We start from the raw sequence: 19,972 nt of genomic DNA on the forward strand, positions 1-19,972 counted from the left end.
TCATGATGAACCCTGTTCCATGGCTCCAGATGACAAACATGATCTCATATCAGGGACTTGTTCGCACCTTCCCTAACCATCTAGGGACACAATGGATGGTTGATGCTATGTCGGGTCACAAACAAGAATTTCTAATTTCCAGACGGGGCTTTTTGCTCGGCGCTAGCGCCTTAGCAGCTTCGTCAATCTTCACTCCCAATGCTATTACCATGGCAATGGCCAAGGCTGGCATGGTGTATCGACCCGGTGAGGGGGAATGGCTTCCCTCCACCTGCAATGGCTGCACCTCATTTTGTGCCAAGCAGGTTTATATGCTCGATGGCAGAGCACTGCATATCAGGGGCAATGAGCACTCCAAGGTGCATGGTAAATCCACTGCCCAAGACAATACCTCGCCCTGCAAGAACTCTATGATGCCGACAGGCTTAAGACTCCGCTACTACGTACCAACCCCCAGAAAGGTCGGGGCATAGACCCTGGCTTCAAGCCCATCTCTTGGCCAGAGGCGATCAACCTCATCGCTGACAAGTTGATGGAGTTAAGGGCCAATGATGAAACCCATCGCTATGTTGCATTGCGGGGCCGTTACTCGGAATTGAGCGATGTCTTGATCAAGAACTTTACCGCAGTGCTGGGATCGCCCAACGCGATCACCCATAGCTCCCTCTGCGCAGAAGCCGACAAGTTCTCCAGTTTCTTTACCGAAGGGGACTGGGGATATCGCCAATACGACATCCAAGACACCCGCTATATCCTTTCCTTCGGTGTCGATCCGCTCAGCGCCAATCGTCAGGTCTCCTACTACAGCTCTGCCTGGGGAGACATGTTGGACAAGGCTCAGGTTGCCATTGTAGACCCTCGCTATTCATCCTCTGCTGCCAAAGCGGATGAGTGGCTGCCCGTTATTCCAGGACAAGATGGCGCCCTTGCATTGGCACTGGCCCATGTGATCTTGACCGAAGGCCTCTGGCATAAACCATTCGTTGGTGACTTCACCGACCCTGAGCAACGCTTTGTCACCGGGCAGCCGGTGAGCGCAGAGCTCTTCGCCGAGCGTCATACCCATGGTCTGGTGCAATGGTGGAATCTGGAACTTAAAGATCGGACTCCCGAGTGGGCAGCCCCCATATGCGGTATCCCCGTTGAGAAGATTCGGCGGTTGGCGCACAAGCTTGGGGATGCGGCTCCCAGAGTCCAGATTTGGCGCTCCAGAGGCATCCAGATGCAACAACGCGGTGCTTACATTGGGCTTGCCTGCCACGCATTGAATGGCTTGCTCGGCGCCGTTGATAGCAAAGGTGGAGTCCTGCAATACAACAAGACCTTCCTGACTGATTTTGCGTCTGGCAAAGAGTATGCGGATGAGATCGCCAAGCATGGCCTCAAGAAGGAGAAGATCGACAGAGTGGGTCGCTTGGAATGGCCCGCATTGAAAAAAGGGGAGAGTGGTGCCGGTGTCATGACCAACGTGGTGGCAGACAGCATTCTGGAAGAAGACCCCTACCTTCCCAAGGTATTACTGGGCTATTTCAATAACTTTGCCTTCTCGGCCCCCGGTGCCGGTCGTTGGGAAAAGGCGCTGGCGAAAGTCCCCTTCGTGGCTCACGTTTCGACCCACGTCAGCGAATTCAGCTGGTTCTCCGACCTGCTGTTACCCGCTCCCCATTTCATGTTTGAACGATGGGGCATTCAGAGCACCTCGGGTAACCGCCACTCTCAGGTTTCAATCACAACACCGCTAGTTACTTCGCTCGGCAATGACATTGGGGATGAGACTGGCCTCCCTTGGCTGTTAGCAGAGGCTCTGGCCAAGCGTGGCTATGATGCCCCGCTGCGCTATTTCCAGGAGCAATTCAAAGACCCTGAAACCGGAAAGAGCCCCGCCAATCACGCAGAGCTGGGGTTGTTTGCCACCAAGTTGATGACGCAACCACTGTGGGATCCTGCGCAATATACCAATGGTGATCGCTTTGACGGCTGGGAGCACTTCAAGAAGATCGGAGTCTGGAACTCATCGCCATACTCTTTCGAATCTCGCTGGAGCAAGATGAAAACAGCAACTCACAAGTTCGAGTTCTACAGCGAAACCCTAAAAGTCGCACTGGAAACTCATGCCAGTAAGCATGGCAAGTCGGTCAATGAGGTGATGAATGCGTGTCACTACACCGCCGAAGGTGAACTTGCCTATGTTCCCCACTACGAGCCGCCATTCCGATTCGGCGATGTCGAGGCCTATCCCATGTTGTTTGTCGATCACAAGTCGCGCCTGAACCGGGAAGGCCGTTCGGCAAATACCACCTGGTATCAGCGCAACCGGGATTTGGATCCAGGGGAGAAGAAAAATAAAGACGTGGTGAAGATCAACCCGCTTGATGCCAAGTCATTGGGGTTGAGCGAGGGAGATCTCGTCAAACTCACCACCGTACAGGGCAGCATTACCTGTGAAGCGACATTGTTTGAGGGTGTCCGGCCAGGCACGGTTGCCAAGGCCTTTGGTCAAGGGCACTGGGCCTATGGACGAACTGCCGCATTGGAATTTGGCAAGCTGCCACGAGGTGGCAATAACAACGACATCCTACCGCCAGCTCACGAGCATTTGTCGGGGTCTGCTGCATATTACGGGGCGATTGGTGTCCGGGTTGAGAAGGTGTAGGTAAGGAGACAAGTCAATGCGTTATGGAATGGTAATTGACCAACAGAAATGTGTTGGTTGCAGTGGCTGTGTCTTCGCTTGCAAAGCGGAAAACAACACCACACCCGATATTAACTGGTGCGACAAGATCATCAAGTCCGAAGGGGTCTTCCCTGATGTGAGATTTGAGTACATCTCCACCATGTGCAACCACTGTGACAATGCGCCCTGTGTCAACGGCTGCCCTACCAAAGCCATGCATAAGGGCGAAGGGGGACTGACACTCCACGACCCCGACAAGTGTATTGGCTGCAAGGCCTGCATGGTGAATTGCCCATACGGTGTCATCAGCTTCAACTGGAATAAACCCCACGAAGAGTGGCAGCGGCTAGATGGGGTGTTGCCTGCTGGCACCTACACCCCCAAGACCATGCTGGAAGCATCTGGAGGTGAGGGATGTCCCAACAGTAACCCCGAGCGTGGCAACACCTATCCAGTATTGCGGCATCGTGGCAAGGTGGAGAAATGCACCTTCTGTGACCACCGTCTGAAAGTGGGGCTCAATCCTGCTTGTGTCGATGCCTGTCCGTCACATGCTCGGGTTGTGGGCGATTTGGATGACCCTAACAGTGAGGTATCTGTCCTGATCCGCCAATTTGATGGCAAACCGTTGAGAGCTGAATTAGGCACTCAGGCCAAGGTTTTCTATATCAGACAATACACACCAACCCGCCGGGTATAGGGAGGCGCTATGACTAATACATCCAGGATGACCCTGTTACTGGCGGTGGCTGGCTGTCTTTTCGGTGGTTTTTTCGCTATTGAAGAGTGGTTTTTCCACTCTTCATTCAAAACCAACGACAGCATGATCTGGACGCTGCCGCTGATCACCTACATTTTTCTGGCATTGATGAGCACGGGGGCATCCATCTTGCTCGCGTTGGCTGAGATATTGGATGATGACTGGCTGAAACAGAACAAGAGGCAGTTGCTGCTCACCGCCATAGCCCTGTTGCTGGGAGCGTTCACTGCACTGGCGACAGAGATGGGGTCACCCTTTAGCATCATCTGGTTGGTCTTGTCCCCGAACGTGATGTCCCCGATCTGGTGGATGGGAACACTCTATTCCATTGAGCTGGTGTTGTTACTGCTTAAGTTCTTGGCTGAATGGAAGGGAGTACACCTTGCGAAAGGCCGTATGTTGGCCTGGAGTACCTTGGTCATTGCCTGTCTGGCCTCGCTGACATTAGGGTCGGTGTTTGGCACTGTCGTGGCCAGAGCCGCATTTTCAGGGGCGCAGTCAGCGCTGTTTACCCTTGTCTGCGCCATGGTCAGTGGGGTCTCCATTATCGGCTTGCTGCAAGTAACCCGCGCATTCAATCCACGCTTATGGGGTATTTGGCGGCTTGCAGTGATAGCCCAGATTATCCTGCTCTCTGTACTCTGGGTTTACAGCATCAGAAACAGCGGTGTGGGAAACGGTATGTGGGTACAGGGCTGGCTGCCACTCGGTTTTGTCATCGCCTTGGCGCTGTCATTCATGAATGTGAAAGTGGCCATGCTGGTGACCTTGCTCTGGTCTTTCCTGGCTGAGGTTGCCTTTGTGACCAGCGGACAGTTGGTGTCTCTTGGGCCAAAATCGACCTGGTTTGGTGCTGTACAACACTATGTTCCTAACCTGGCCGAGATCGGTATTCTGATCTTGGGGATTTCAATGGCTGCGTTGTTGTTCCAGCTGATGGGGTTGTTCATCAACACACGCTCATCAATAGCCAAGTAATTTTCCCGTGTAAAAAAGGGCCTTCTGTTTCAGAAGGCCCTTTGTCATTTATGCAAACAGCAGTTGGGTCAGATAACCCATCATGACGGCCATCCCCAGTATTACGGTCAGGAACGCCACAATCATAGGTGTTCTGAACATCGACTTGAGCAGGATCACCTCGGTCAGGCTGGCCCCCGCACTACCGATAATCAGTGCCATCACCGCCCCCATGCCCATTCCTTTGCCCAGCAATACCGATGCCAGAGGGATAACGGCTTCTGCCCGGATATAGAGTGGAATACCCACAACTGCGCTGAATGGGATCGCCAGCGGGTTGTCTACCCCGGCGTGGGCCGCTATCCACTCGGCGGGGATGAAACCATAGATAAATGACCCTATCAGCACCCCCAGCAACAAGTAAGGCAGCACTTCTTTGAATTGTTGCCAGGCATCGATACGCGCTTTGGCGAAGGCCGTGGGAATGACTGGGGCCTGGGTCAGTGCCGCAGTGCCATCTGCGCAGCAAGAGACAGTTGGCGCGGCCTCATCGGGTTGCGCAGTACAGCAAGATGCCTGAGCTTTTAGCGGTTTGACGGACTTGATAGCATTGCTTGAGCAGCAGGCTGTTGCACTCACACTTGCAGGTTCTTGTGTAGTGGTGTCACAACCGGTGCCACAGCTGCTTTGCTTGGCCTCTTTGGGGTCAATGACATGACGCTCAAACCCCAGCATGTCCAGCAGCATACTCGCCAGTACAGAAACGCCTGCTGCAATCACGGCATACAGTACCGTCACTTTCCAGCCGAAAGTGGCCCACATCAAGCCGATGATGATCGGGTTGAGCAGCGGCGAGACAAACAGGAAGGTCAGGGTTGGCCCAAAACCGGCTTTGGCAGACAAGAGTCCGCGCAGCATAGGAATGGTTGAGCAACTGCAAAAAGGGGTCAATGCCCCCAGTACCGCAGAAATCAAATAGCCTCTGCCTTTTCGTGCCCCCAGCATGGCTTGAATCTTGGCGTCGGGTATCTTCTGGCGGATCAAGCTGACCCCGGCACTGATCACCAGGAACAGTACAGAGAGCTCAAAGGCCAGGAACAAAAACATCTGAGATGCATCTGTCAGCATGGTTAACCAATCATTCATCTTCATATCCTCTTTGATTTACTACACTTCCAGAATAATCGAACAATTGGGGTGGTCAAGATATTTCTGGTATTATCGAAATATGTTTCATCAAGGAGAGCGAGCTATGGAGTTGGAAGAGGTTGCCAAGGCATTGAAAGAGCTGGGTCATCCGACCCGTTTGTTCATTTTCAAGCATTTGGTCAAGGCGGGAGAACAGGGCCTGCCTGTCGGAGAGTTGCAAAAGCAGCTCGCCATTCCCGCATCGACCCTGAGCCACCACATTGCCGCACTGGTCTCGGTGGGTCTGGTCAAGCAGAACCGGGAGAGCCGTACTCTGCTGTGCGTCTCTCAATACGAAGTGCTGGAAGAGATCATCGCGTTTTTCCGTGAAGAGTGTTGTGTAAACAGCACCTGTACCTAAATAAATCAATGGCAAGGTCTGGGTGGGTTGATCATTTCAACTATTCTTGTATAGTTGTACTCATGAAATGAATGAAGAGGTTCAAATGAATAAAGATACAGCCACTAAAGTCTTCGAGTCTCTCGCATCCGGTATCCGCCTCGATGTATGGCGTCTGCTGGTCAAGGCAGGGCTGGAGGGTATGGTCGCTGGCCAGCTTGCCAGTGAACTGGATATCGCCCCGAACACTCTTTCATTCCATCTGAAAGCCATGCTGCATGCAGGCCTTGTCTCGGTGGAGCAAGAGGGCCGTTTCTTGCGTTACCGCGCCAATATTCCCCTGATGCTCGACTTGATCGGTTACCTCACCGAAGAGTGCTGCTATGGCAATCCAGAGCAGTGCTCGGATATGCGCAGCGCGGCCAATTGTACCCCTGAGGTGCTCCCCCCCGTTCATACCTGCACCAACAAGGAAAGTTGCTCATCATGAATATCTTGTTCCTATGCACAGGCAACTCTTGCCGTTCCATTCTGGCAGAGGCGACCTTTAACCACCTGGCTCCAACCGGTTGGCATGCCATGAGTGCCGGTAGTCAGCCAACCGGTGAGGTACATCCTCGTTCACTGGCGTTATTGACCCACGAAGGTATCGACATCAGCGGATTGCACAGCAAATCTTGGCATGAGCTGCCGGTGACGCCAGATGTTGTGATCAGTGTGTGTGGTAACGCGGCCAATGAAACCTGTCCTGTCTATTTGGGGCCTGTATTGCGAGCCCACTGGGGCGTAGATGATCCCGCTCATGTGACCGGCAGCGAGGAGCAGATAGCGCTCGCCTTTCACTGTGCATACTCGACGCTGAGAAAGCGTATCGAAGCCCTCTTGTCGCAGGATGTATCCCGTTTTTCCAATGATCGCGAGGGGCTGAAAGCAGCTCTGGATACGATTGCCACCGAGATTAAGTGAGGAAGAAATCATGAGACTGATACAGGTATTCGACCCTGCCCTGTGCTGCTCCAGCGGTGTATGTGGCGCAGATGTTGACCAAAATCTGGTGATCTTTGCTGGTGATGCCGAGTGGCTCAAGCAGCAGGGTGGCTCTTTATACCGATTCAACCTGGCACAACAGCCTCTGGTCTTCGCTGAAACCCCGGCAGTATCTTCCTTCTTGGAACTGACAGGGGAAGAAGGATTACCGGTGACGCTGGTTGATGGTCAGGTGGTACTCACTGGTCGTTATCCCAGCCGCGCTGAGCTGATCCGCTATGCAGGACTGGAGTTGCCGAAAGCACCAGAAAGCGATGGTGCCGACGTTGAACAGCCAGAAGCTGAGTCCAACAAAGCCGGGGCCATCAAAGGGATCGTCAAGAGTGGATGCTGCTCCGGTAGCAGTGGTTGCTGCTAAGCACCATCGTGTGGTTGGAAAGATCTCTGTTTGCTTTATGGCCTCGTTCTTCCTGATAGGAGTCTCTCATGTCCCCGTTTCTGAACTACTCGTTTCTCAATGATTCGCCCCCATTTCTCTTCTTCACCGGTAAAGGTGGGGTGGGTAAAACATCGCTGGCCTGTGCCAGTGCGGTTGCCTTGTGTGACAGTGGCAAACGGGTACTGCTGGTCAGCACGGATCCGGCTTCAAACGTAGGCCAAGTGTTCGACACCCAGATAGGGAACCAGATCACCAGGATCCCGCAAGTCGATGGGTTATCAGCACTGGAGATTGACCCGCAAGCCGCCGCGCAAGCCTATCGCGAACGTATCGTTGGCCCAGTGCGCGGCAAGCTGCCCGAAAGCGTGGTACGCAGTATTGAAGAACAGCTCTCCGGTGCCTGCACCACAGAGATCGCCGCCTTTGACGAGTTCACTGCGCTCTTGACCGACAGCAGCCTGGTGGGGGAATACGACCACATCGTGTTCGATACGGCACCGACCGGTCACACCATCCGTCTGTTGCAATTGCCGGGGGCATGGAGCGAGTTTCTGGAGCAGGGCAAAGGCGATGCTTCCTGTCTGGGGCCATTGGCTGGACTGGAAAAGCAGCGCAGCCAATATGCTGAGGCCGTTGCAGCACTCTCTGATGCCGGGAAAACACGGCTGATCCTGGTCGCCCGCGCGCAAGCCTCGACCCTGCGGGAAGTGGCACGTACCCATGACGAACTGGCGACCATCGGTCTTGCCAATCAGCAACTGGTTATCAATGGCATCTTCCCGCAAAGCGAGCTGGTTGATGATCCCTTGGCAACAGCCGTATGGCAACGTGAGCAGCAGGCTATGGCTGATATGCCAGCGCTGCTGGCAAGTTTGCCACAAGACAGAGTGCCGCTGTTAGCGACCAATCTGGTGGGCGTGGACAGCCTGCGCCAGTTACTGGGTGCAGCATCGGTCACTGGGACTTATGAGGTTGAGAGCGCAACCACTGAACCACACCCCGGATTGAAGCAACTGGTCGATGAGCTGGCCAGCGATGGCCACGGGCTCATCATGCTGATGGGCAAGGGCGGTGTGGGTAAAACTACCCTGGCTGCGGCAGTGGCGGTGGAGCTTGCTAGTCGAGGCCTGCCGGTTCACCTGACCACCTCAGATCCCGCCGCCCATTTGGGGGAGACACTGGCAGGGGCACTGCCCAGCCTGGAGGTCAGCCGTATCGATCCCCACGCCGAGACCGAGCGTTACCGTGCTCAGGTGCTGGCTACCAAGGGGGCGAGTCTGGATGCCCAGGGTCGCGCACTGCTGGAAGAAGATTTGCGTTCCCCCTGCACCGAAGAGATTGCCGTGTTTCAGGCCTTCTCGCGGATCATTCGCGAGGCTGGCAAGCGCTTCGTGGTGATGGATACGGCGCCCACTGGCCATACCCTCTTGCTGCTTGATGCGACTGGTGCCTATCACAGAGAGATCGCCCGTCAGATGGGTGGCAAAGGGCTGCACTTCACCACCCCCATGATGCAGCTGCAAGACCCGAAACAGACCAAGGTGATGATCGTCACCCTGCCCGAGCCCACCCCGGTACAGGAGGCGGCCAACTTGCAAGCTGACCTGCGCCGCGCCGGTATCGAGCCATGGGCCTGGGTAGTCAATCACATGTTGGCCCCGGCCAGTGTCACCTCGCCACTGCTGGCCCAGCGAGCGTATCGCCAGCAGCCCCATATCGAAGCGGTCAAGCAGGAGCATGCCAAGCGTTATGCCGTGGTGCCCTTGCAAGCTGTCGAGCCGGTGGGCGTGAAAGCGCTGCAAGATTTATGTCACCCCATCTACAAGGAGATGTGAGATGCAACGTCCGTTCAATGTGCTCTTCCTTTGCACCGGCAATTCGGCCCGCAGCATCATGGCGGAGGCGCTACTCAACCGGCTCGGTCAGGGCAACTTCAAGGCGTTTAGTGCTGGCGTCTCCCCGAAAGGGGAGATACACCCACTGACCCTTGAATTGCTGGCGCAACACAATCTGGACACCAGCACCCTGCGCAGTAAAGGCTGGGAAGAATTTGCCCACCCAGATGCCCCCAAGATGGATTTTATCCTGACGGTATGTGACCAGGCGGCAGGCGAGCAGTGCCCGGCATGGCCGGGGCAGCCCATCACCGGCCATTGGGGCTTTAGTGACCCGGCTGCCGTGACAGAGAGTGATGCGGCGCAATGGGCGGCGTTCAACAAGGCTTATCACGAAATCGGCAACCGGCTGCGGATCTTTCTGAGCCTGCCACTGAACAAACTGGATCGCATCTCGCTGCAACAAGCGATGCGTACCATCAACCTATCTTCACCCACCTAACGTTCTCAATGAGACATGGAGTCGCTGTTTATCATGCACCCGTTTGACATCCTGAACCTGGATAATGGCGCCCGCCTTATCTTCACCCCCTGCCCTGGCACCAAGGAGGCTTCCTTGCAAGCCTCCCTCAAGACCCTGCAAGCCGCAGGGGCAGATGCGGTGGTCACCATGATGCCCGATGCCGAGCTTAGCGAATTCAAGGCCGATAGCTTGCCCGCAGAGTGCGCCGCGTTGGGGCTGGCCTGGTTCCAGCTGCCGGTAGAGGACGATTGTGCCCCCGAAGCGCCCTTTGCCGCTGCCTTTGCCAACCACAAGGCAGATCTGCTGGCGCGTCTGGCGGCGGGTCAGACCCTGGCCATTCATTGCCGTGGCGGCTCGGGTCGTACCGGGCTGATGGCGGCCATCTTGCTGCTGGAGGCGGGCTACGCCCCCACACAGGTCAAGTCGCTTGTGCAAGGGCTGCGCCCTAAGGCGCTGACCCTGGCGCCCCACGTTCACTACCTCAATACCCACTACTCATTCGCCGGTTAAGGAAAACAGCATGACTATCAAAGTTGGTATCAACGGTTTTGGCCGCATGGGCCGTCTCTCATTTCGCGCCGCCTTCGACTGGGCGGATGTGGAGTTTGTGCGCATCAATGACCCGGCTGGCGATGCCGCCTCTCTGGCACACCTCATCACCTTCGATTCAGTCCATGGCCGCTGGCATCATGAAGCCAGCAGCGATGGGGACGAGATGGTGATCGGTAACCATCGCATCCTCTGCACTCGCAACAAAGAGATCGGTCAGACTGACTGGTCTGATTGTGATGTGGTGATCGAGGCTTCCGGCAAGATGAAAACCAAGGCCCTGCTCAATGCTTATCTAGCACAAGGGGTGAAGCGTGTTGTGGTGACAGCTCCGGTCAAGGAAGAAGGTGTCCTGAACGTCGTCATGGGAGTCAACCACCACCTCTACGACAAGGCGCAGCATCCCATAGTGACGGCTGCCTCCTGTACCACCAACTGCCTGGCGCCAGTGGTGAAGGTGATCCATGAGCAGCTCGGCATCAAGCACGGCTCCATGACCACCATTCATGACATCACCAACACCCAGACCATTCTGGATGCCCCCCATGCTGACCTGCGCCGTGCCCGCGCCTGCGGCCTGAGCCTGATCCCCACCACCACGGGTTCTGCCACCGCCATCACCCATATCTTCCCCGAGCTCAAGGGCAAGCTGAACGGTCATGCGGTGCGGGTGCCGCTCGCCAACGCCTCCCTCACCGACTGCGTGTTCGAGGTGAACCGCCCTACTACCGAAGCCGAAGTCAATGACTTGCTCAAGGCTGCCGCTATGAGTGAGCTCAAGGGGATCATGGGCTATGAAGAGCGCCCCTTGGTGTCGGTGGATTACAAGACGGATCCGCGCTCCTGCACCATAGATGCACTCTCCACCATGGTGGTCAACGACACCCAGGTGAAGATTTACGCTTGGTATGACAACGAGTGGGGCTATGCCAACCGCACCGCCGAGCTGATGCGCATGGTCGGTCAAATGGACAAGGCGCAAGGATAACCCCGCCATGGAACTGACCCGACTCTCCCCCGAGATCCGCCAGTATCTGCTGGTGACCGGCAACTACTGGGCCTTCACCCTGACCGATGGCGCTCTGCGCATGTTGGTGGTGCTCTACTTCCATGGGCTCGGTTACAGCCCGCTGGCCATCGCCTCCCTGTTTCTCTTTTACGAGATCTTCGGGGTGGTGACCAATCTGGTGGGGGGCTGGCTCGGGGCTCGCCTTGGGCTCAACCGCACCATGAACATAGGGCTGGCCCTCCAGGTGCTGGCACTGGGCATGTTGCTGGTGCCACCGCTCTGGCTGACGGTGCCCTGGGTGATGGGGGCGCAGGCGCTTTCGGGGATAGCCAAAGACCTCAACAAGATGAGCGCCAAAAGCTCCATCAAGTTGCTGGTGCCGGGGGAGGCCCAGGGTCAGCTCTACAAGTGGGTGGCACTCCTCACCGGCTCGAAGAATGCCCTGAAAGGGATGGGCTTTTTCCTCGGTGGCGCCCTGTTGACCCTGCTCGGGTTTCAGGGGGCCGTGCTGGTTATGGCCCTGGCGTTGGCGCTGGTGTGGTGCGTCAGCATGCTGACCCTGAAACGGGATCTCGGCAAAGCCAAGAACAAGCCCAAGTTCAGCGAAATCTTCTCCAAGAGCCGCGCCATCAATTACCTGTCGGCGGCCCGTCTGTTCCTGTTTGGTGCCCGTGATGTCTGGTTTGTGGTGGCGTTGCCTGTCTACCTCGCCTCCAGCTTTGGCTGGGATCACTGGTATGTGGGGGGATTCCTGGCGCTCTGGATCATTGCTTATGGCGTGGTTCAGACCCAGGCGCCCCGCTTTACCGGCAAGCGAGAGGGACGTGTACCCGATGGCAAGGCTGCGATGCGTTGGGCGCTAGTGTTGGCACTGACCCCGGCCCTGATTGCCCTGGCGCTCCACTATGAGGTGCATCCGGCCATCAGCCTGGTGGGCGGCTTGATGGTGTTTGGCGCTCTGTTTGCCATCAACTCCTCCCTGCACAGCTACCTCATCGTCAGTTATGCAGGAGCTGATGGCGTGTCGCTCGATGTGGGTTTCTACTACATGGCCAATGCCTTGGGCCGCCTGCTCGGCACCCTGCTCTCCGGGCTGGTTTTCCAGCTCTATGGTCTGGAGGCCTGCCTCTGGATCTCCACCCTCTTTATTCTGTTGGCGGCGTTGATCTCTGTCGGTTTGCCACGCCATCAGTTGAATGTTGGTAACGAGGGTCGCTGATCCTCGTCTTTTTAATGGGTCTATGACCCTTTGGAGTTTTTATGTCAGCACAATGCAATGCAGCCGAAGCGCCTGCTATCGGTTTTTTTGAACGTTATCTGACCGCATGGGTGGCAATCTGCATTCTGGTCGGGATTACCTTGGGGCAGGTATTCCCTAGCATTTTTAAAGCGATTGGAGCAATGGAGATTGCTCAGGTCAACTTGCCGGTTGGTCTGCTGATCTGGGTCATGATCATCCCCATGCTGCTCAAAATCGACTTCTCAGCGCTGCATCAAGTGAAGGGACATGTAAAAGGGATTGGTGTGACCCTGTTTATAAACTGGTTGGTCAAGCCCTTCTCCATGGCCTTCCTTGGGTGGTTGTTCATTCGTGTGTTGTTCGCCGACATGCTTCCTAGCGATCAGCTTGATAGCTATATCGCCGGACTCATTTTGCTTGCTGCCGCACCTTGTACAGCCATGGTGTTTGTCTGGAGCAGACTGACGAATGGAGACCCCTACTTCACGCTGTCTCAGGTGGCCTTAAACGACCTCATCATGGTGTTTGCGTTTGCCCCCGTAGTCGGTCTCTTGCTGGGTGTTTCCAGTATTACCGTACCGTGGGACACCCTGCTTATCTCTGTGGTGCTCTACATCGTTATTCCGGTCATCATTGCTCAGCTCATCCGCAAAGCCTTGTTGCGCCACGGTCAAGCCAGTTTTGATGAAGCAATGCACAAGATCCAGCCTTGGTCTGTTGCGGCGCTGCTGCTGACACTGGTACTGCTGTTTGCGTTCCAGGGCAATGCCATCATTGAGCAACCCTTGGTGATTGCCCTGCTGGCCGTGCCCATCCTGATCCAGGTTATCTTCAATTCCAGCCTGGCCTACTGGCTCAACAAAAAAGTGGGAGAAAAGCATTCGGTGGCCTGTCCGTCAGCCCTTATCGGTGCATCCAACTTCTTTGAACTCGCCGTTGCAGCCGCCATCAGCTTGTTCGGTTTCCATTCCGGCGCTGCACTGGCAACAGTGGTCGGGGTATTGATCGAGGTGCCTATCATGCTGCTGGTCGTGAAAGTCGTGAACGCCACCAAGCCATGGTACGAAGGTAAATCCGCGTAATCCTTGGACTACATAGGCAATAAAGGTAACGATATGACCGTAATAACCATTTACCACAACCCGGCCTGTGGCACTTCCCGCAATACGCTGGAGCTTATCCGTAACTCAGGCGTTGAGCCTACCGTTATCCACTATCTGGAGACACCGCCGAGCCGCGAAACCCTCGTTGCCTTGATTGAGGCTATGGCGATGCCGGTACGTGACTTGCTGCGCAAAAACGTGCCGCCTTTTGAGGCGCTTGGACTGGCCGAGGAGAGATTCAGCGATGATGAGTTGATTGACGCCATGCTGGCTCATCCCATCCTGATTAACCGTCCCATCGTCGTCACCCCGCTTGGCACCAAGCTGTGCCGTCCGTCAGAGGTGGTGTTGGATATTCTGCCGGATCCTCAGCAAGGTGCCTTCACCAAGGAGGATGGGGAGCAGGTGGTGGATGCGCAAGGAAAATGCATCAAGTGACCGAACCCACGGGGGCGCCACCTTGCCTGATGACGGCATGGCAACAGCATGAACATGAGATCTATGGGTGGCTGCTCAAGCAATCTGGCAACCCGATGGATGCAGATGATCTGCTACAAGAGACCTTCTTACGGGCGATCCGTCAGCAGGGTAAGTTCTGTGCCATTGAGAATACCAGGGCTTGGCTGTTTGAAGTCGCCAGACATCTGGTGATTGATAAAAGTCGCAGGCAACGCCCGTTGCTGCCACTATCTGACGAGTTGGCCATGCAGCAGGGTGAGCTCGATGCGGTCGACTCCTTGGCGGGCTGTTTGCCCAGAGTGCTGGAGAAGCTAGCTCAAGCTGACCGGGATATTCTCAGACACTGTGATTTGGATGGCATGAAGCAGGCGGATTATGCTGCCCAATACGGCCTGACCCTCACCGCCACCAAGTCGCGTTTATTGCGAGCCAGGCAACGCTTGCGTCAGCAGCTCTCTCTGGACTGTCAGGTCAGGCTGGATGAGACGGGTCGGGTGTGTTGCTTCACTCCGGCTGCGAAGTAAGCCATGACCCATGTTCAGTAAAAAGGCCAAGGTTTTCACCTTGGCCTTTTCTTTATTTGTTCTTGGCTTCGGACAGGTACTCATCCAAGGTTTCTTGGTTGGCTGCTTTAATGGTCATGCCATTGGGGCCTGCCCCGATATTGCTGAACTGTTTTGCCGGTTCGCCATGTTGCTTGAACTCTTCCAGCTCTGGCGAGCCTTCTTTAAAGACCCATAGCCGCCCATCTTCCACTTCGGTGACAAAACCGGGCAGGTTGAATTCGCTCGCAAAGGCGGCGGTGCTAAGCAGACTAAAGCCCAGCAGGGCGGCGGAAGCGACGATTTTTTTCATGTTCATCTATCCATGTTGATTGATTAATTCTTATTAATCATCGCTGGGAAGTATGACGAGAATATGACAATACCTGAGTCAGGTTGACGTGGTTCAGAAAATTGAAGTGCATCCTTTTCGCTGCTTGCGCGTCTTCCTCGTGACGTGCTGCGCTCGTCTGATGAGGATATGAAGATCGCTGTTCGATATGAGGGCTGGGCAACCACGCCTTGAGGTTCGTGAGTCAATAATCAGGATCGTATGATGAGTTCTTTCGACATCCAGAAAGCCAAAGATGATGCAGTCGAGTGGGCATTAACCCACGGTGTAGCCTTTAAAGAGTCGCTGTATTCTGCTGTGCATACCCCATTTACCCTGGCGCCGACACCGATCAGCCAACGGGACTACCAGCATTTGAAAAGTGCGGCACAGACCTTAAGCAAACTGATTTATGCCGTCTCAGAGGATCATGGCTTTTTACATGATGCCATTCATCCCATTACGGCGGGCGATCCCTTCTTTTCAGCCCTGCTCAGCATGCACCAACAGATACACTCATCAGCCACCAAGCCACCCCGGCTGCCATTACTCATCATGCGCAGCGACTTTATGGACGACCAGCGCGATGGCCACAAGCTGGTCGAGTTCAATGGCATCGCCGCTGGCATGGGGCCATTTGGTCAGCGAATACATGAACTGCATCACTATCTGCAACGGCAATGGCCTGTTTTGTACATGCAGGAGTCGCATCAGGCATTGGGTGAACTGGTCAGCAATCATGCCATTGAAGGATTGTCAGCAGGCATTGCCGAGGCCACCTTCAAGATCAAGCGTGAGTTTGGCGACCCCGGCCCGGCAAGGTTTCTGATGATTGTGCAGGAGCATGAAAACAATGTGTTTGATCAGCACCTGCTTGAGCTGGCACTCCAGCGCAAAGGGATTGAGACGCAGCGCAGAACCTTTCGTGAACTTCATAATCAACTGAGCACGGGCGCCAACAACAGGTTGCTCCTCGATGGTGTCGGCTCCCTCGATACTGTCTATCTGCGGGCCGGATACCAATATTCAGATTATGAGGCTGCGGATCTCAAAGAACAGAGATGTTGCCAGGCGCTGATGGCGACCCGCGTGTTGATTGAGCAACACAGAGTCGCCGTCAACGCCACGGTCGCCCAGCAATTGGCTACCAGCAAACGAGTGCAAATGCTGCTGTCGCGTTTGGGAGAAGAGGGATTCGATTCATTTGGTTTGACCCCACAAGAGGTTGACACCGTGAAAGGTGTTCTAGGGGAGATGCACCCTGTTACCCCTGATAGCGCACACTTTATAGAAACTGCGCCCACCGATAGTTGGGTGCTTAAAAATCAGGGTGAAGGGGGTGGGCATTGTCTGTTTGGGGCAGACATACTGGCAAAATTAGAAACACTGGAGCCCCAGCAATATCAGGCTTGGTCACTGATGGGCCGATTACATCCCGTTCCCAGACCGATGCCAGCCTGGATAGTGCGCAAAGGAGAACTGCACCGGGTGACGGATTTGATCAGTGAAGTAGGCATGTTCACCATTCAGTTTGATGGCAATCCTGGTTGCGCCGAGCAGAGCTTTGCGGGATATCTCATCCGTAGCAAATCAGCCGAATCGACAGAAGGGGGCGTTCATAGCGGGCAAGGCGTCCTTGACTCACTGATATTCAGTGATTGAGGCCCTCCATGTAGATGGAGGGGAGTGGCCAAGCAAAACTGACCACTGTCATATGCCGCTCAGGTCTGTAAGGTGGTGAAGCAGGTGAGGGAGCAGGTGCCCGGTATCGGGCCCAACCCCCCTGAGGGTTGCCGAGGCGAAGTTGCGCTGTTTTGGCAGGCCTACGAAGTACAAACCGGGTACATGGCTGGCCCTTCCATCATGCTGCATCACCTTGCCGGTTACGTCCATCACGGGCAGGCCTTCGAGAAAGGGGAGATTGGGGCGAAAGCCAGTGGCAAACAACAGAGTATCAACGGCTTCATGCCTTCCATCTGACCAAACGACACCAGTTGAGGTGACCTTGGTGAACATGGGGCGCTGCTTGAAATAGCCGTTTCTCCGCGCCTTGCGGTAGGTGCCGTTGTCCAGAACCGGGGTGCTCTGGTCGTTCAACCAGCGGGTTTTCTCCAAGCCTGTCCATTTCAACCAAGTGTGAAAATCTGCGCCCAATATACGCTGCGGCGCAAACCGAATGGCTTCTCGTGTAGCCAGTGTCACTGTGGCTACGCTGGCCAAGTCATAAGCGATCTGGACTGCGGAGTTCGCTGCGCCAATAACGACGACACGTCGGCTGCGAAAAGGCATGGGATTGCGATAGTCTGCACTGTGAAGCTGAGAGCCTTTAAATTTGTTAAGTCCGGGAATGTCGGGCAGGTAGGGGCGGCTAAAAGCTCCAGATGCCACAATAACTGCACTCGCCAGTAAGCGTTGACCATCGGCGGTGATTACCTGGAAACCCGCCTCTGCTCGCTCGACTAGCTTGACCTGAATCCCTTGATGGATAGGTAGCTGGAACTGGTCGGCATACTGCTCAAGGTAACATACCACCTCATCACGACTTGGATAGTGACCCGGTGTACCGGGGAACGGCATACCGGGTAGCGAGGAATAGACTGCTGGCGAGAATAGCTCAAGGCTGTCGTAGTAGTGGCGCCAGTTCCCACCAGGCCGCATTTGCTCATCAAGGAGTATGAAGTTAAGCCCTTGCTGCTTTAGGTGCCAGCCACATGCCAAACCGGCCTGCCCTGCTCCGATGACAACGACATCAAATTGTTTATCCATTAAGTTCATATGTGCGCATCCATACATGTATTTAGGTAAAGAAAAATCAAGCTGACCTGCCAGGGCAGCACAGTGCAGTAATGTTCTTGGTGTGATGGAGTATGTCTTCCAGGCGCTGAATAATGGCTGGGCCATCTACTTCGTAGAATACTTGTCGTCCAACCTTGGAGGCACGAACGATCCCTGCCTCAAGCAGTACCTGTAGATGACGGGAAACCACCGAACGCTCCTGGGGCAAGTCAGCAGCAATTGCGGTGACATCTGCTCGACCCAATTGCATGACGCGCTTTAACACTGCAACCCGTGGCGGCTCGCATAGAGCCTTGAAGAAGGCCCCATCCAGAGAGGAAATAGCGGCATCAATAGCCTGATTGTGAGTCTGTATTGTGTTCATATTCTGAGTATATGTGCACATTAATGCACGTGTAAAGTGTATATGCCTAACTATCCACCACTCTGCAAAAGATAAAAAAAAATATGAGCATCCTTTGCGGACATGCAACGTCTTCTGGGTAACACCGATGTTGATGGAGCCATTATGTTTCAGATTTTCACCAACCTAGCCAGCTGGCTGGTCTACGAGCAATTGGGCCTGAGTCCGCAAACCAAGCTGGGGGACGCGCTGCATTTCTTCGTGGAGGATGTGAGCAAGATCTTTGCGCTGCTGCTGGTCATGATCTACATCGTAGCCATGCTGCGGGCCTCCCTGAATGTCGAACGGGTGAGGGACTATCTGGCGGGCAAGCACAGAGGTTTGGGCTATCTCCTGGGCTCCAGCTTTGGTGCGGTCACCCCCTTCTGTTCCTGTTCAAGTATCCCAGTGTTCCTCGGCTTCACCTCAGCCGGTATCCCGCTCGGGATCACCATGGCATTTCTCATAACCTCACCGCTTATCAACGAAGTGGCCGTCCTATTGCTGGTCAGTCTGTTGGGCTGGAAGTTCACCCTGATTTACGTGGTGATAGGCATGGCTGTTGGTATGTTGGGCGGTGCGTTTCTGGACAAAATCAAGGCTGAGCGCTGGCTGGCCGATTTTGCCGCAGAGGCACTCAAGCAAGGACGGTATGAGCAAAGTGGTGTGACCCAGCAAGACACGCAGACTCCACACCTTTCTCTTTCGGAGCGCCATGCCTTTGCCAAAGATGAAACCCTCACCATTTTCAAACGTGTTTGGCTATGGGTCATTGTCGGGGTTGGGCTCGGGGCTGCACTCCATGGCTTTGTTCCTGATGGCTGGATTGCCGCCCATCTTGGGGCTGGGCAATGGTGGTCAGTGCCCGTGGCTGTAGTAATCGGCATCCCCCTCTACTCCAATGCCACTGCGGTGATCCCGATAATGGAAAGTCTGATCGTCAACGGTTTGCCTATTGGTACGACACTGGCATTTTGCATGAGCACGGTGGCGGCCAGTTTTCCTGAATTTATTCTGCTCAAACAAGTGATGAAGTGGCAACTTCTGGGTGCCTTACTGTTGGTGCTGCTGGTTTCCTTCACACTCGTTGGGTGGGTTTTTAACTTCGTGTCGCCATTAATTTCTTAATGAGGAACGTGAGATGAAACATGTAAAAGTACTGGGTATTGGCTGTACGAACTGTAAGAACACCGTCCAACTTATCCAGCAGGTGGTGGATGAACTTGGTGTTTCAATTCAGCTTGAGAAGGTGGAGTCATTGCCCGAGATAATGAAGTACAAGGTGATGTCTACACCGGCAGTCGTCATTGATGACAAGGTAGTTCATGCGGGCGGGATCCCGGCTAGAGAGGCGGTGCAAAGCTGGTTCTGATACACGCAAGGGGCGGGTTATCTCGCCCCTGATTATCTCAGCAACAACAGAGAGGCTTTGGTCGTTTTCAGTATTCCCGTTGTGGCGCTGCACACGATAAACAACTTGATCCGTGAGTGACCCTAGGCCCCCATCATGATCAGGTCGCTTACTGTCTCGCTGGCATACTGGCAAATCACCGGCACCACATCCCCTTGCAGCAGTATTGCTTCAACCCTGATACCAGCTCAAGACCTGTTTGGCTTGTGCCTGCGGGCGTTTGGGCTCGCCACTTGCTGACCATCACCCAGTCACATTCCAGCCCCTTGAGTTTCGGGCGGCATAGTGCATGAAAGCCCAACAGTACCACCACAATGGGATTCTTATGGGTGTGCATGGCGTTCTCGATAATTATCGTTCTGTCAGGTATAACTAAGGAAGGTGCGAACAAGTCCCTGATATGAGATCATGTTTGTCATCTGGAGCCATGGAACAGGGTTCATCATG

General features: G+C 54.8%; 22 protein-coding genes and 1 pseudogene. 19 read left to right on the plus strand and 4 right to left on the minus strand.

Annotation, left to right across the window (positions count from 1 at the left end; genetic code table 11):
• From PG881_RS22450 to PG881_RS22465, 4 genes and pseudogenes are all read left to right on the plus strand, one after another.
• Positions 1-473, plus strand: a pseudogene (locus PG881_RS22450) (hypothetical protein); the annotation flags it as partial.
• Positions 470-2,653 carry a molybdopterin-dependent oxidoreductase gene (locus PG881_RS22455; protein ID WP_270803006.1) on the plus strand — a complete coding sequence of 728 codons (2,184 nt, stop codon included), beginning with the start codon at positions 470-472 and terminating at the stop codon, positions 2,651-2,653. The pseudogene PG881_RS22450 and the gene PG881_RS22455, both read left to right, overlap by 4 nt.
• Before the next feature lie 16 nt (positions 2,654-2,669).
• Positions 2,670-3,374, plus strand: a complete 705-nt coding sequence (locus tag PG881_RS22460; RefSeq protein ID WP_005303823.1) for a 4Fe-4S dicluster domain-containing protein — start codon at positions 2,670-2,672, stop codon at positions 3,372-3,374.
• A 9-nt stretch (positions 3,375-3,383) separates the two neighbouring features.
• Positions 3,384-4,412, plus strand: coding sequence for a polysulfide reductase NrfD (locus PG881_RS22465; protein WP_005303825.1), 1,029 nt, complete (start codon positions 3,384-3,386; stop codon positions 4,410-4,412).
• A gap of 48 nt (positions 4,413-4,460) precedes the next feature.
• On the opposite strand, the gene PG881_RS22470 is transcribed toward PG881_RS22465, so the two are convergent.
• Positions 4,461-5,537, minus strand: a complete 1,077-nt coding sequence (locus PG881_RS22470; RefSeq protein WP_005303827.1) for a permease — start codon at positions 5,535-5,537, stop codon at positions 4,461-4,463.
• A gap of 106 nt (positions 5,538-5,643) precedes the next feature.
• Between PG881_RS22470 and PG881_RS22475 the strand changes: the two genes are divergently transcribed.
• The 12 genes from PG881_RS22475 (at position 5,644) to PG881_RS22530 (ending at position 14,587) form a co-directional block, all read left to right on the plus strand.
• Positions 5,644-5,940 carry an ArsR/SmtB family transcription factor gene (locus PG881_RS22475; RefSeq protein ID WP_005303829.1) on the plus strand — a complete coding sequence of 99 codons (297 nt, stop codon included), beginning with the start codon at positions 5,644-5,646 and terminating at the stop codon, positions 5,938-5,940.
• Between the two features lie 85 nt (positions 5,941-6,025).
• Positions 6,026-6,409: an ArsR/SmtB family transcription factor gene (locus PG881_RS22480; RefSeq protein WP_005303831.1), complete on the plus strand. Its 384-nt coding sequence runs from the start codon at positions 6,026-6,028 to the stop codon at positions 6,407-6,409.
• Complete coding sequence (locus PG881_RS22485; RefSeq protein WP_005303833.1) at positions 6,406-6,885, plus strand: arsenate reductase ArsC; 480 nt, start codon at positions 6,406-6,408, stop codon at positions 6,883-6,885. Before PG881_RS22480 ends, PG881_RS22485 begins: the two co-directional genes overlap by 4 nt.
• Before the next feature lie 10 nt (positions 6,886-6,895).
• Complete coding sequence (arsD, locus tag PG881_RS22490) at positions 6,896-7,324, plus strand: arsenite efflux transporter metallochaperone ArsD (RefSeq protein ID WP_005303835.1); 429 nt, start codon at positions 6,896-6,898, stop codon at positions 7,322-7,324.
• A gap of 68 nt (positions 7,325-7,392) precedes the next feature.
• Positions 7,393-9,180, plus strand: coding sequence for an arsenical pump-driving ATPase (arsA, locus tag PG881_RS22495; RefSeq protein WP_005303837.1), 1,788 nt, complete (start codon positions 7,393-7,395; stop codon positions 9,178-9,180).
• A 1-nt stretch (position 9,181) separates the two neighbouring features.
• A complete protein-coding gene (locus tag PG881_RS22500; RefSeq protein ID WP_043163174.1) occupies positions 9,182-9,682 on the plus strand; it encodes an arsenate reductase ArsC in 501 nt (166 codons plus the stop codon).
• 33 nt (positions 9,683-9,715) lie between these two features.
• Entirely contained in the window at positions 9,716-10,213 is a 498-nt protein-coding gene (locus PG881_RS22505; RefSeq protein ID WP_224480018.1) for a phosphatase domain-containing protein, read from the plus strand.
• Positions 10,214-10,223: 10 nt separating this feature from the next.
• On the plus strand, positions 10,224-11,240 hold the full coding sequence (locus PG881_RS22510) for an ArsJ-associated glyceraldehyde-3-phosphate dehydrogenase (RefSeq protein WP_005303842.1): 1,017 nt from the start codon (positions 10,224-10,226) through the stop codon (positions 11,238-11,240).
• A 7-nt stretch (positions 11,241-11,247) separates the two neighbouring features.
• Positions 11,248-12,480: an organoarsenical effux MFS transporter ArsJ gene (arsJ, locus tag PG881_RS22515; protein WP_241278956.1), complete on the plus strand. Its 1,233-nt coding sequence runs from the start codon at positions 11,248-11,250 to the stop codon at positions 12,478-12,480.
• A gap of 41 nt (positions 12,481-12,521) precedes the next feature.
• Entirely contained in the window at positions 12,522-13,583 is a 1,062-nt protein-coding gene (gene arsB, locus PG881_RS22520; protein WP_017788462.1) for an ACR3 family arsenite efflux transporter, read from the plus strand.
• A 33-nt stretch (positions 13,584-13,616) separates the two neighbouring features.
• The gene (gene arsC / locus PG881_RS22525) at positions 13,617-14,042 is read left to right on the plus strand and encodes a glutaredoxin-dependent arsenate reductase (RefSeq protein ID WP_270802996.1); all 426 of its coding nucleotides are present in this window, start codon (positions 13,617-13,619) and stop codon (positions 14,040-14,042) included.
• Positions 14,030-14,587, plus strand: a complete 558-nt coding sequence (locus tag PG881_RS22530) for a sigma-70 family RNA polymerase sigma factor (protein WP_270802998.1) — start codon at positions 14,030-14,032, stop codon at positions 14,585-14,587. Before arsC ends, PG881_RS22530 begins: the two co-directional genes overlap by 13 nt.
• 52 nt (positions 14,588-14,639) lie before the next feature.
• On the opposite strand, the gene PG881_RS22535 is transcribed toward PG881_RS22530, so the two are convergent.
• A complete protein-coding gene (locus tag PG881_RS22535; protein WP_005303852.1) occupies positions 14,640-14,918 on the minus strand; it encodes a hypothetical protein in 279 nt (92 codons plus the stop codon).
• 243 nt (positions 14,919-15,161) lie between these two features.
• On the opposite strand from PG881_RS22535, the gene PG881_RS22540 reads away from it, so the two are divergent.
• On the plus strand, positions 15,162-16,598 hold the full coding sequence (locus tag PG881_RS22540; protein WP_270803000.1) for a glutathione synthase: 1,437 nt from the start codon (positions 15,162-15,164) through the stop codon (positions 16,596-16,598).
• Between the two features lie 48 nt (positions 16,599-16,646).
• On the opposite strand, the gene PG881_RS22545 is transcribed toward PG881_RS22540, so the two are convergent.
• Positions 16,647-17,837 (minus strand): NAD(P)-binding domain-containing protein, encoded by a 1,191-nt coding sequence (locus tag PG881_RS22545; RefSeq protein WP_270803002.1) that lies wholly within the window; start codon positions 17,835-17,837, stop codon positions 16,647-16,649.
• A complete protein-coding gene (locus tag PG881_RS24000) occupies positions 17,749-18,117 on the minus strand; it encodes an ArsR/SmtB family transcription factor (protein WP_333563431.1) in 369 nt (122 codons plus the stop codon). The genes PG881_RS22545 and PG881_RS24000 overlap by 89 nt, the downstream gene beginning before the upstream one ends.
• 123 nt (positions 18,118-18,240) lie before the next feature.
• Between PG881_RS24000 and PG881_RS22555 the strand changes: the two genes are divergently transcribed.
• Both PG881_RS22555 and PG881_RS22560 read left to right on the plus strand, forming a co-directional pair.
• Complete coding sequence (locus tag PG881_RS22555) at positions 18,241-19,242, plus strand: permease (protein WP_017787121.1); 1,002 nt, start codon at positions 18,241-18,243, stop codon at positions 19,240-19,242.
• 13 nt (positions 19,243-19,255) lie between these two features.
• Entirely contained in the window at positions 19,256-19,486 is a 231-nt protein-coding gene (locus PG881_RS22560; protein WP_017787122.1) for a thioredoxin family protein, read from the plus strand.
• Positions 19,487-19,972 lie beyond the last annotated feature (486 nt).

This window comes from Aeromonas sp. QDB54 (assembly GCF_027707385.1).
GTDB classification, from domain to species: Bacteria; Pseudomonadota; Gammaproteobacteria; order Enterobacterales; family Aeromonadaceae; genus Aeromonas; species Aeromonas hydrophila.

What these genes read in the sequence shown, in the direction of transcription:
- PG881_RS22460 (WP_005303823.1), top strand. Translation starts at nt 2,670, where the DNA reads ATGCGTTATGGAATGGTAATTGACCAACAGAAATGTGTTGGTTGCAGT.
- PG881_RS22465 (WP_005303825.1), top strand. Translation starts at nt 3,384, where the DNA reads ATGACTAATACATCCAGGATGACCCTGTTACTGGCGGTGGCTGGCTGT.
- PG881_RS22470 (WP_005303827.1), bottom strand. Translation starts at nt 5,537, where the DNA reads ATGAATGATTGGTTAACCATGCTGACAGATGCATCTCAGATGTTTTTG.
- PG881_RS22475 (WP_005303829.1), top strand. Translation starts at nt 5,644, where the DNA reads ATGGAGTTGGAAGAGGTTGCCAAGGCATTGAAAGAGCTGGGTCATCCG.
- PG881_RS22480 (WP_005303831.1), top strand. Translation starts at nt 6,026, where the DNA reads ATGAATAAAGATACAGCCACTAAAGTCTTCGAGTCTCTCGCATCCGGT.
- PG881_RS22485 (WP_005303833.1), top strand. Translation starts at nt 6,406, where the DNA reads ATGAATATCTTGTTCCTATGCACAGGCAACTCTTGCCGTTCCATTCTG.
- arsD (WP_005303835.1), top strand. Translation starts at nt 6,896, where the DNA reads ATGAGACTGATACAGGTATTCGACCCTGCCCTGTGCTGCTCCAGCGGT.
- arsA (WP_005303837.1), top strand. Translation starts at nt 7,393, where the DNA reads ATGTCCCCGTTTCTGAACTACTCGTTTCTCAATGATTCGCCCCCATTT.
- PG881_RS22500 (WP_043163174.1), top strand. Translation starts at nt 9,182, where the DNA reads ATGCAACGTCCGTTCAATGTGCTCTTCCTTTGCACCGGCAATTCGGCC.
- PG881_RS22505 (WP_224480018.1), top strand. Translation starts at nt 9,716, where the DNA reads ATGCACCCGTTTGACATCCTGAACCTGGATAATGGCGCCCGCCTTATC.
- PG881_RS22510 (WP_005303842.1), top strand. Translation starts at nt 10,224, where the DNA reads ATGACTATCAAAGTTGGTATCAACGGTTTTGGCCGCATGGGCCGTCTC.
- arsJ (WP_241278956.1), top strand. Translation starts at nt 11,248, where the DNA reads ATGGAACTGACCCGACTCTCCCCCGAGATCCGCCAGTATCTGCTGGTG.
- arsB (WP_017788462.1), top strand. Translation starts at nt 12,522, where the DNA reads ATGTCAGCACAATGCAATGCAGCCGAAGCGCCTGCTATCGGTTTTTTT.
- arsC (WP_270802996.1), top strand. Translation starts at nt 13,617, where the DNA reads ATGACCGTAATAACCATTTACCACAACCCGGCCTGTGGCACTTCCCGC.
- PG881_RS22530 (WP_270802998.1), top strand. Translation starts at nt 14,030, where the DNA reads ATGCATCAAGTGACCGAACCCACGGGGGCGCCACCTTGCCTGATGACG.
- PG881_RS22535 (WP_005303852.1), bottom strand. Translation starts at nt 14,918, where the DNA reads ATGAAAAAAATCGTCGCTTCCGCCGCCCTGCTGGGCTTTAGTCTGCTT.
- PG881_RS22540 (WP_270803000.1), top strand. Translation starts at nt 15,162, where the DNA reads ATGAGTTCTTTCGACATCCAGAAAGCCAAAGATGATGCAGTCGAGTGG.
- PG881_RS22545 (WP_270803002.1), bottom strand. Translation starts at nt 17,837, where the DNA reads ATGGCCCAGCCATTATTCAGCGCCTGGAAGACATACTCCATCACACCA.
- PG881_RS24000 (WP_333563431.1), bottom strand. Translation starts at nt 18,117, where the DNA reads ATGTGCACATATACTCAGAATATGAACACAATACAGACTCACAATCAG.
- PG881_RS22555 (WP_017787121.1), top strand. Translation starts at nt 18,241, where the DNA reads ATGTTTCAGATTTTCACCAACCTAGCCAGCTGGCTGGTCTACGAGCAA.
- PG881_RS22560 (WP_017787122.1), top strand. Translation starts at nt 19,256, where the DNA reads ATGAAACATGTAAAAGTACTGGGTATTGGCTGTACGAACTGTAAGAAC.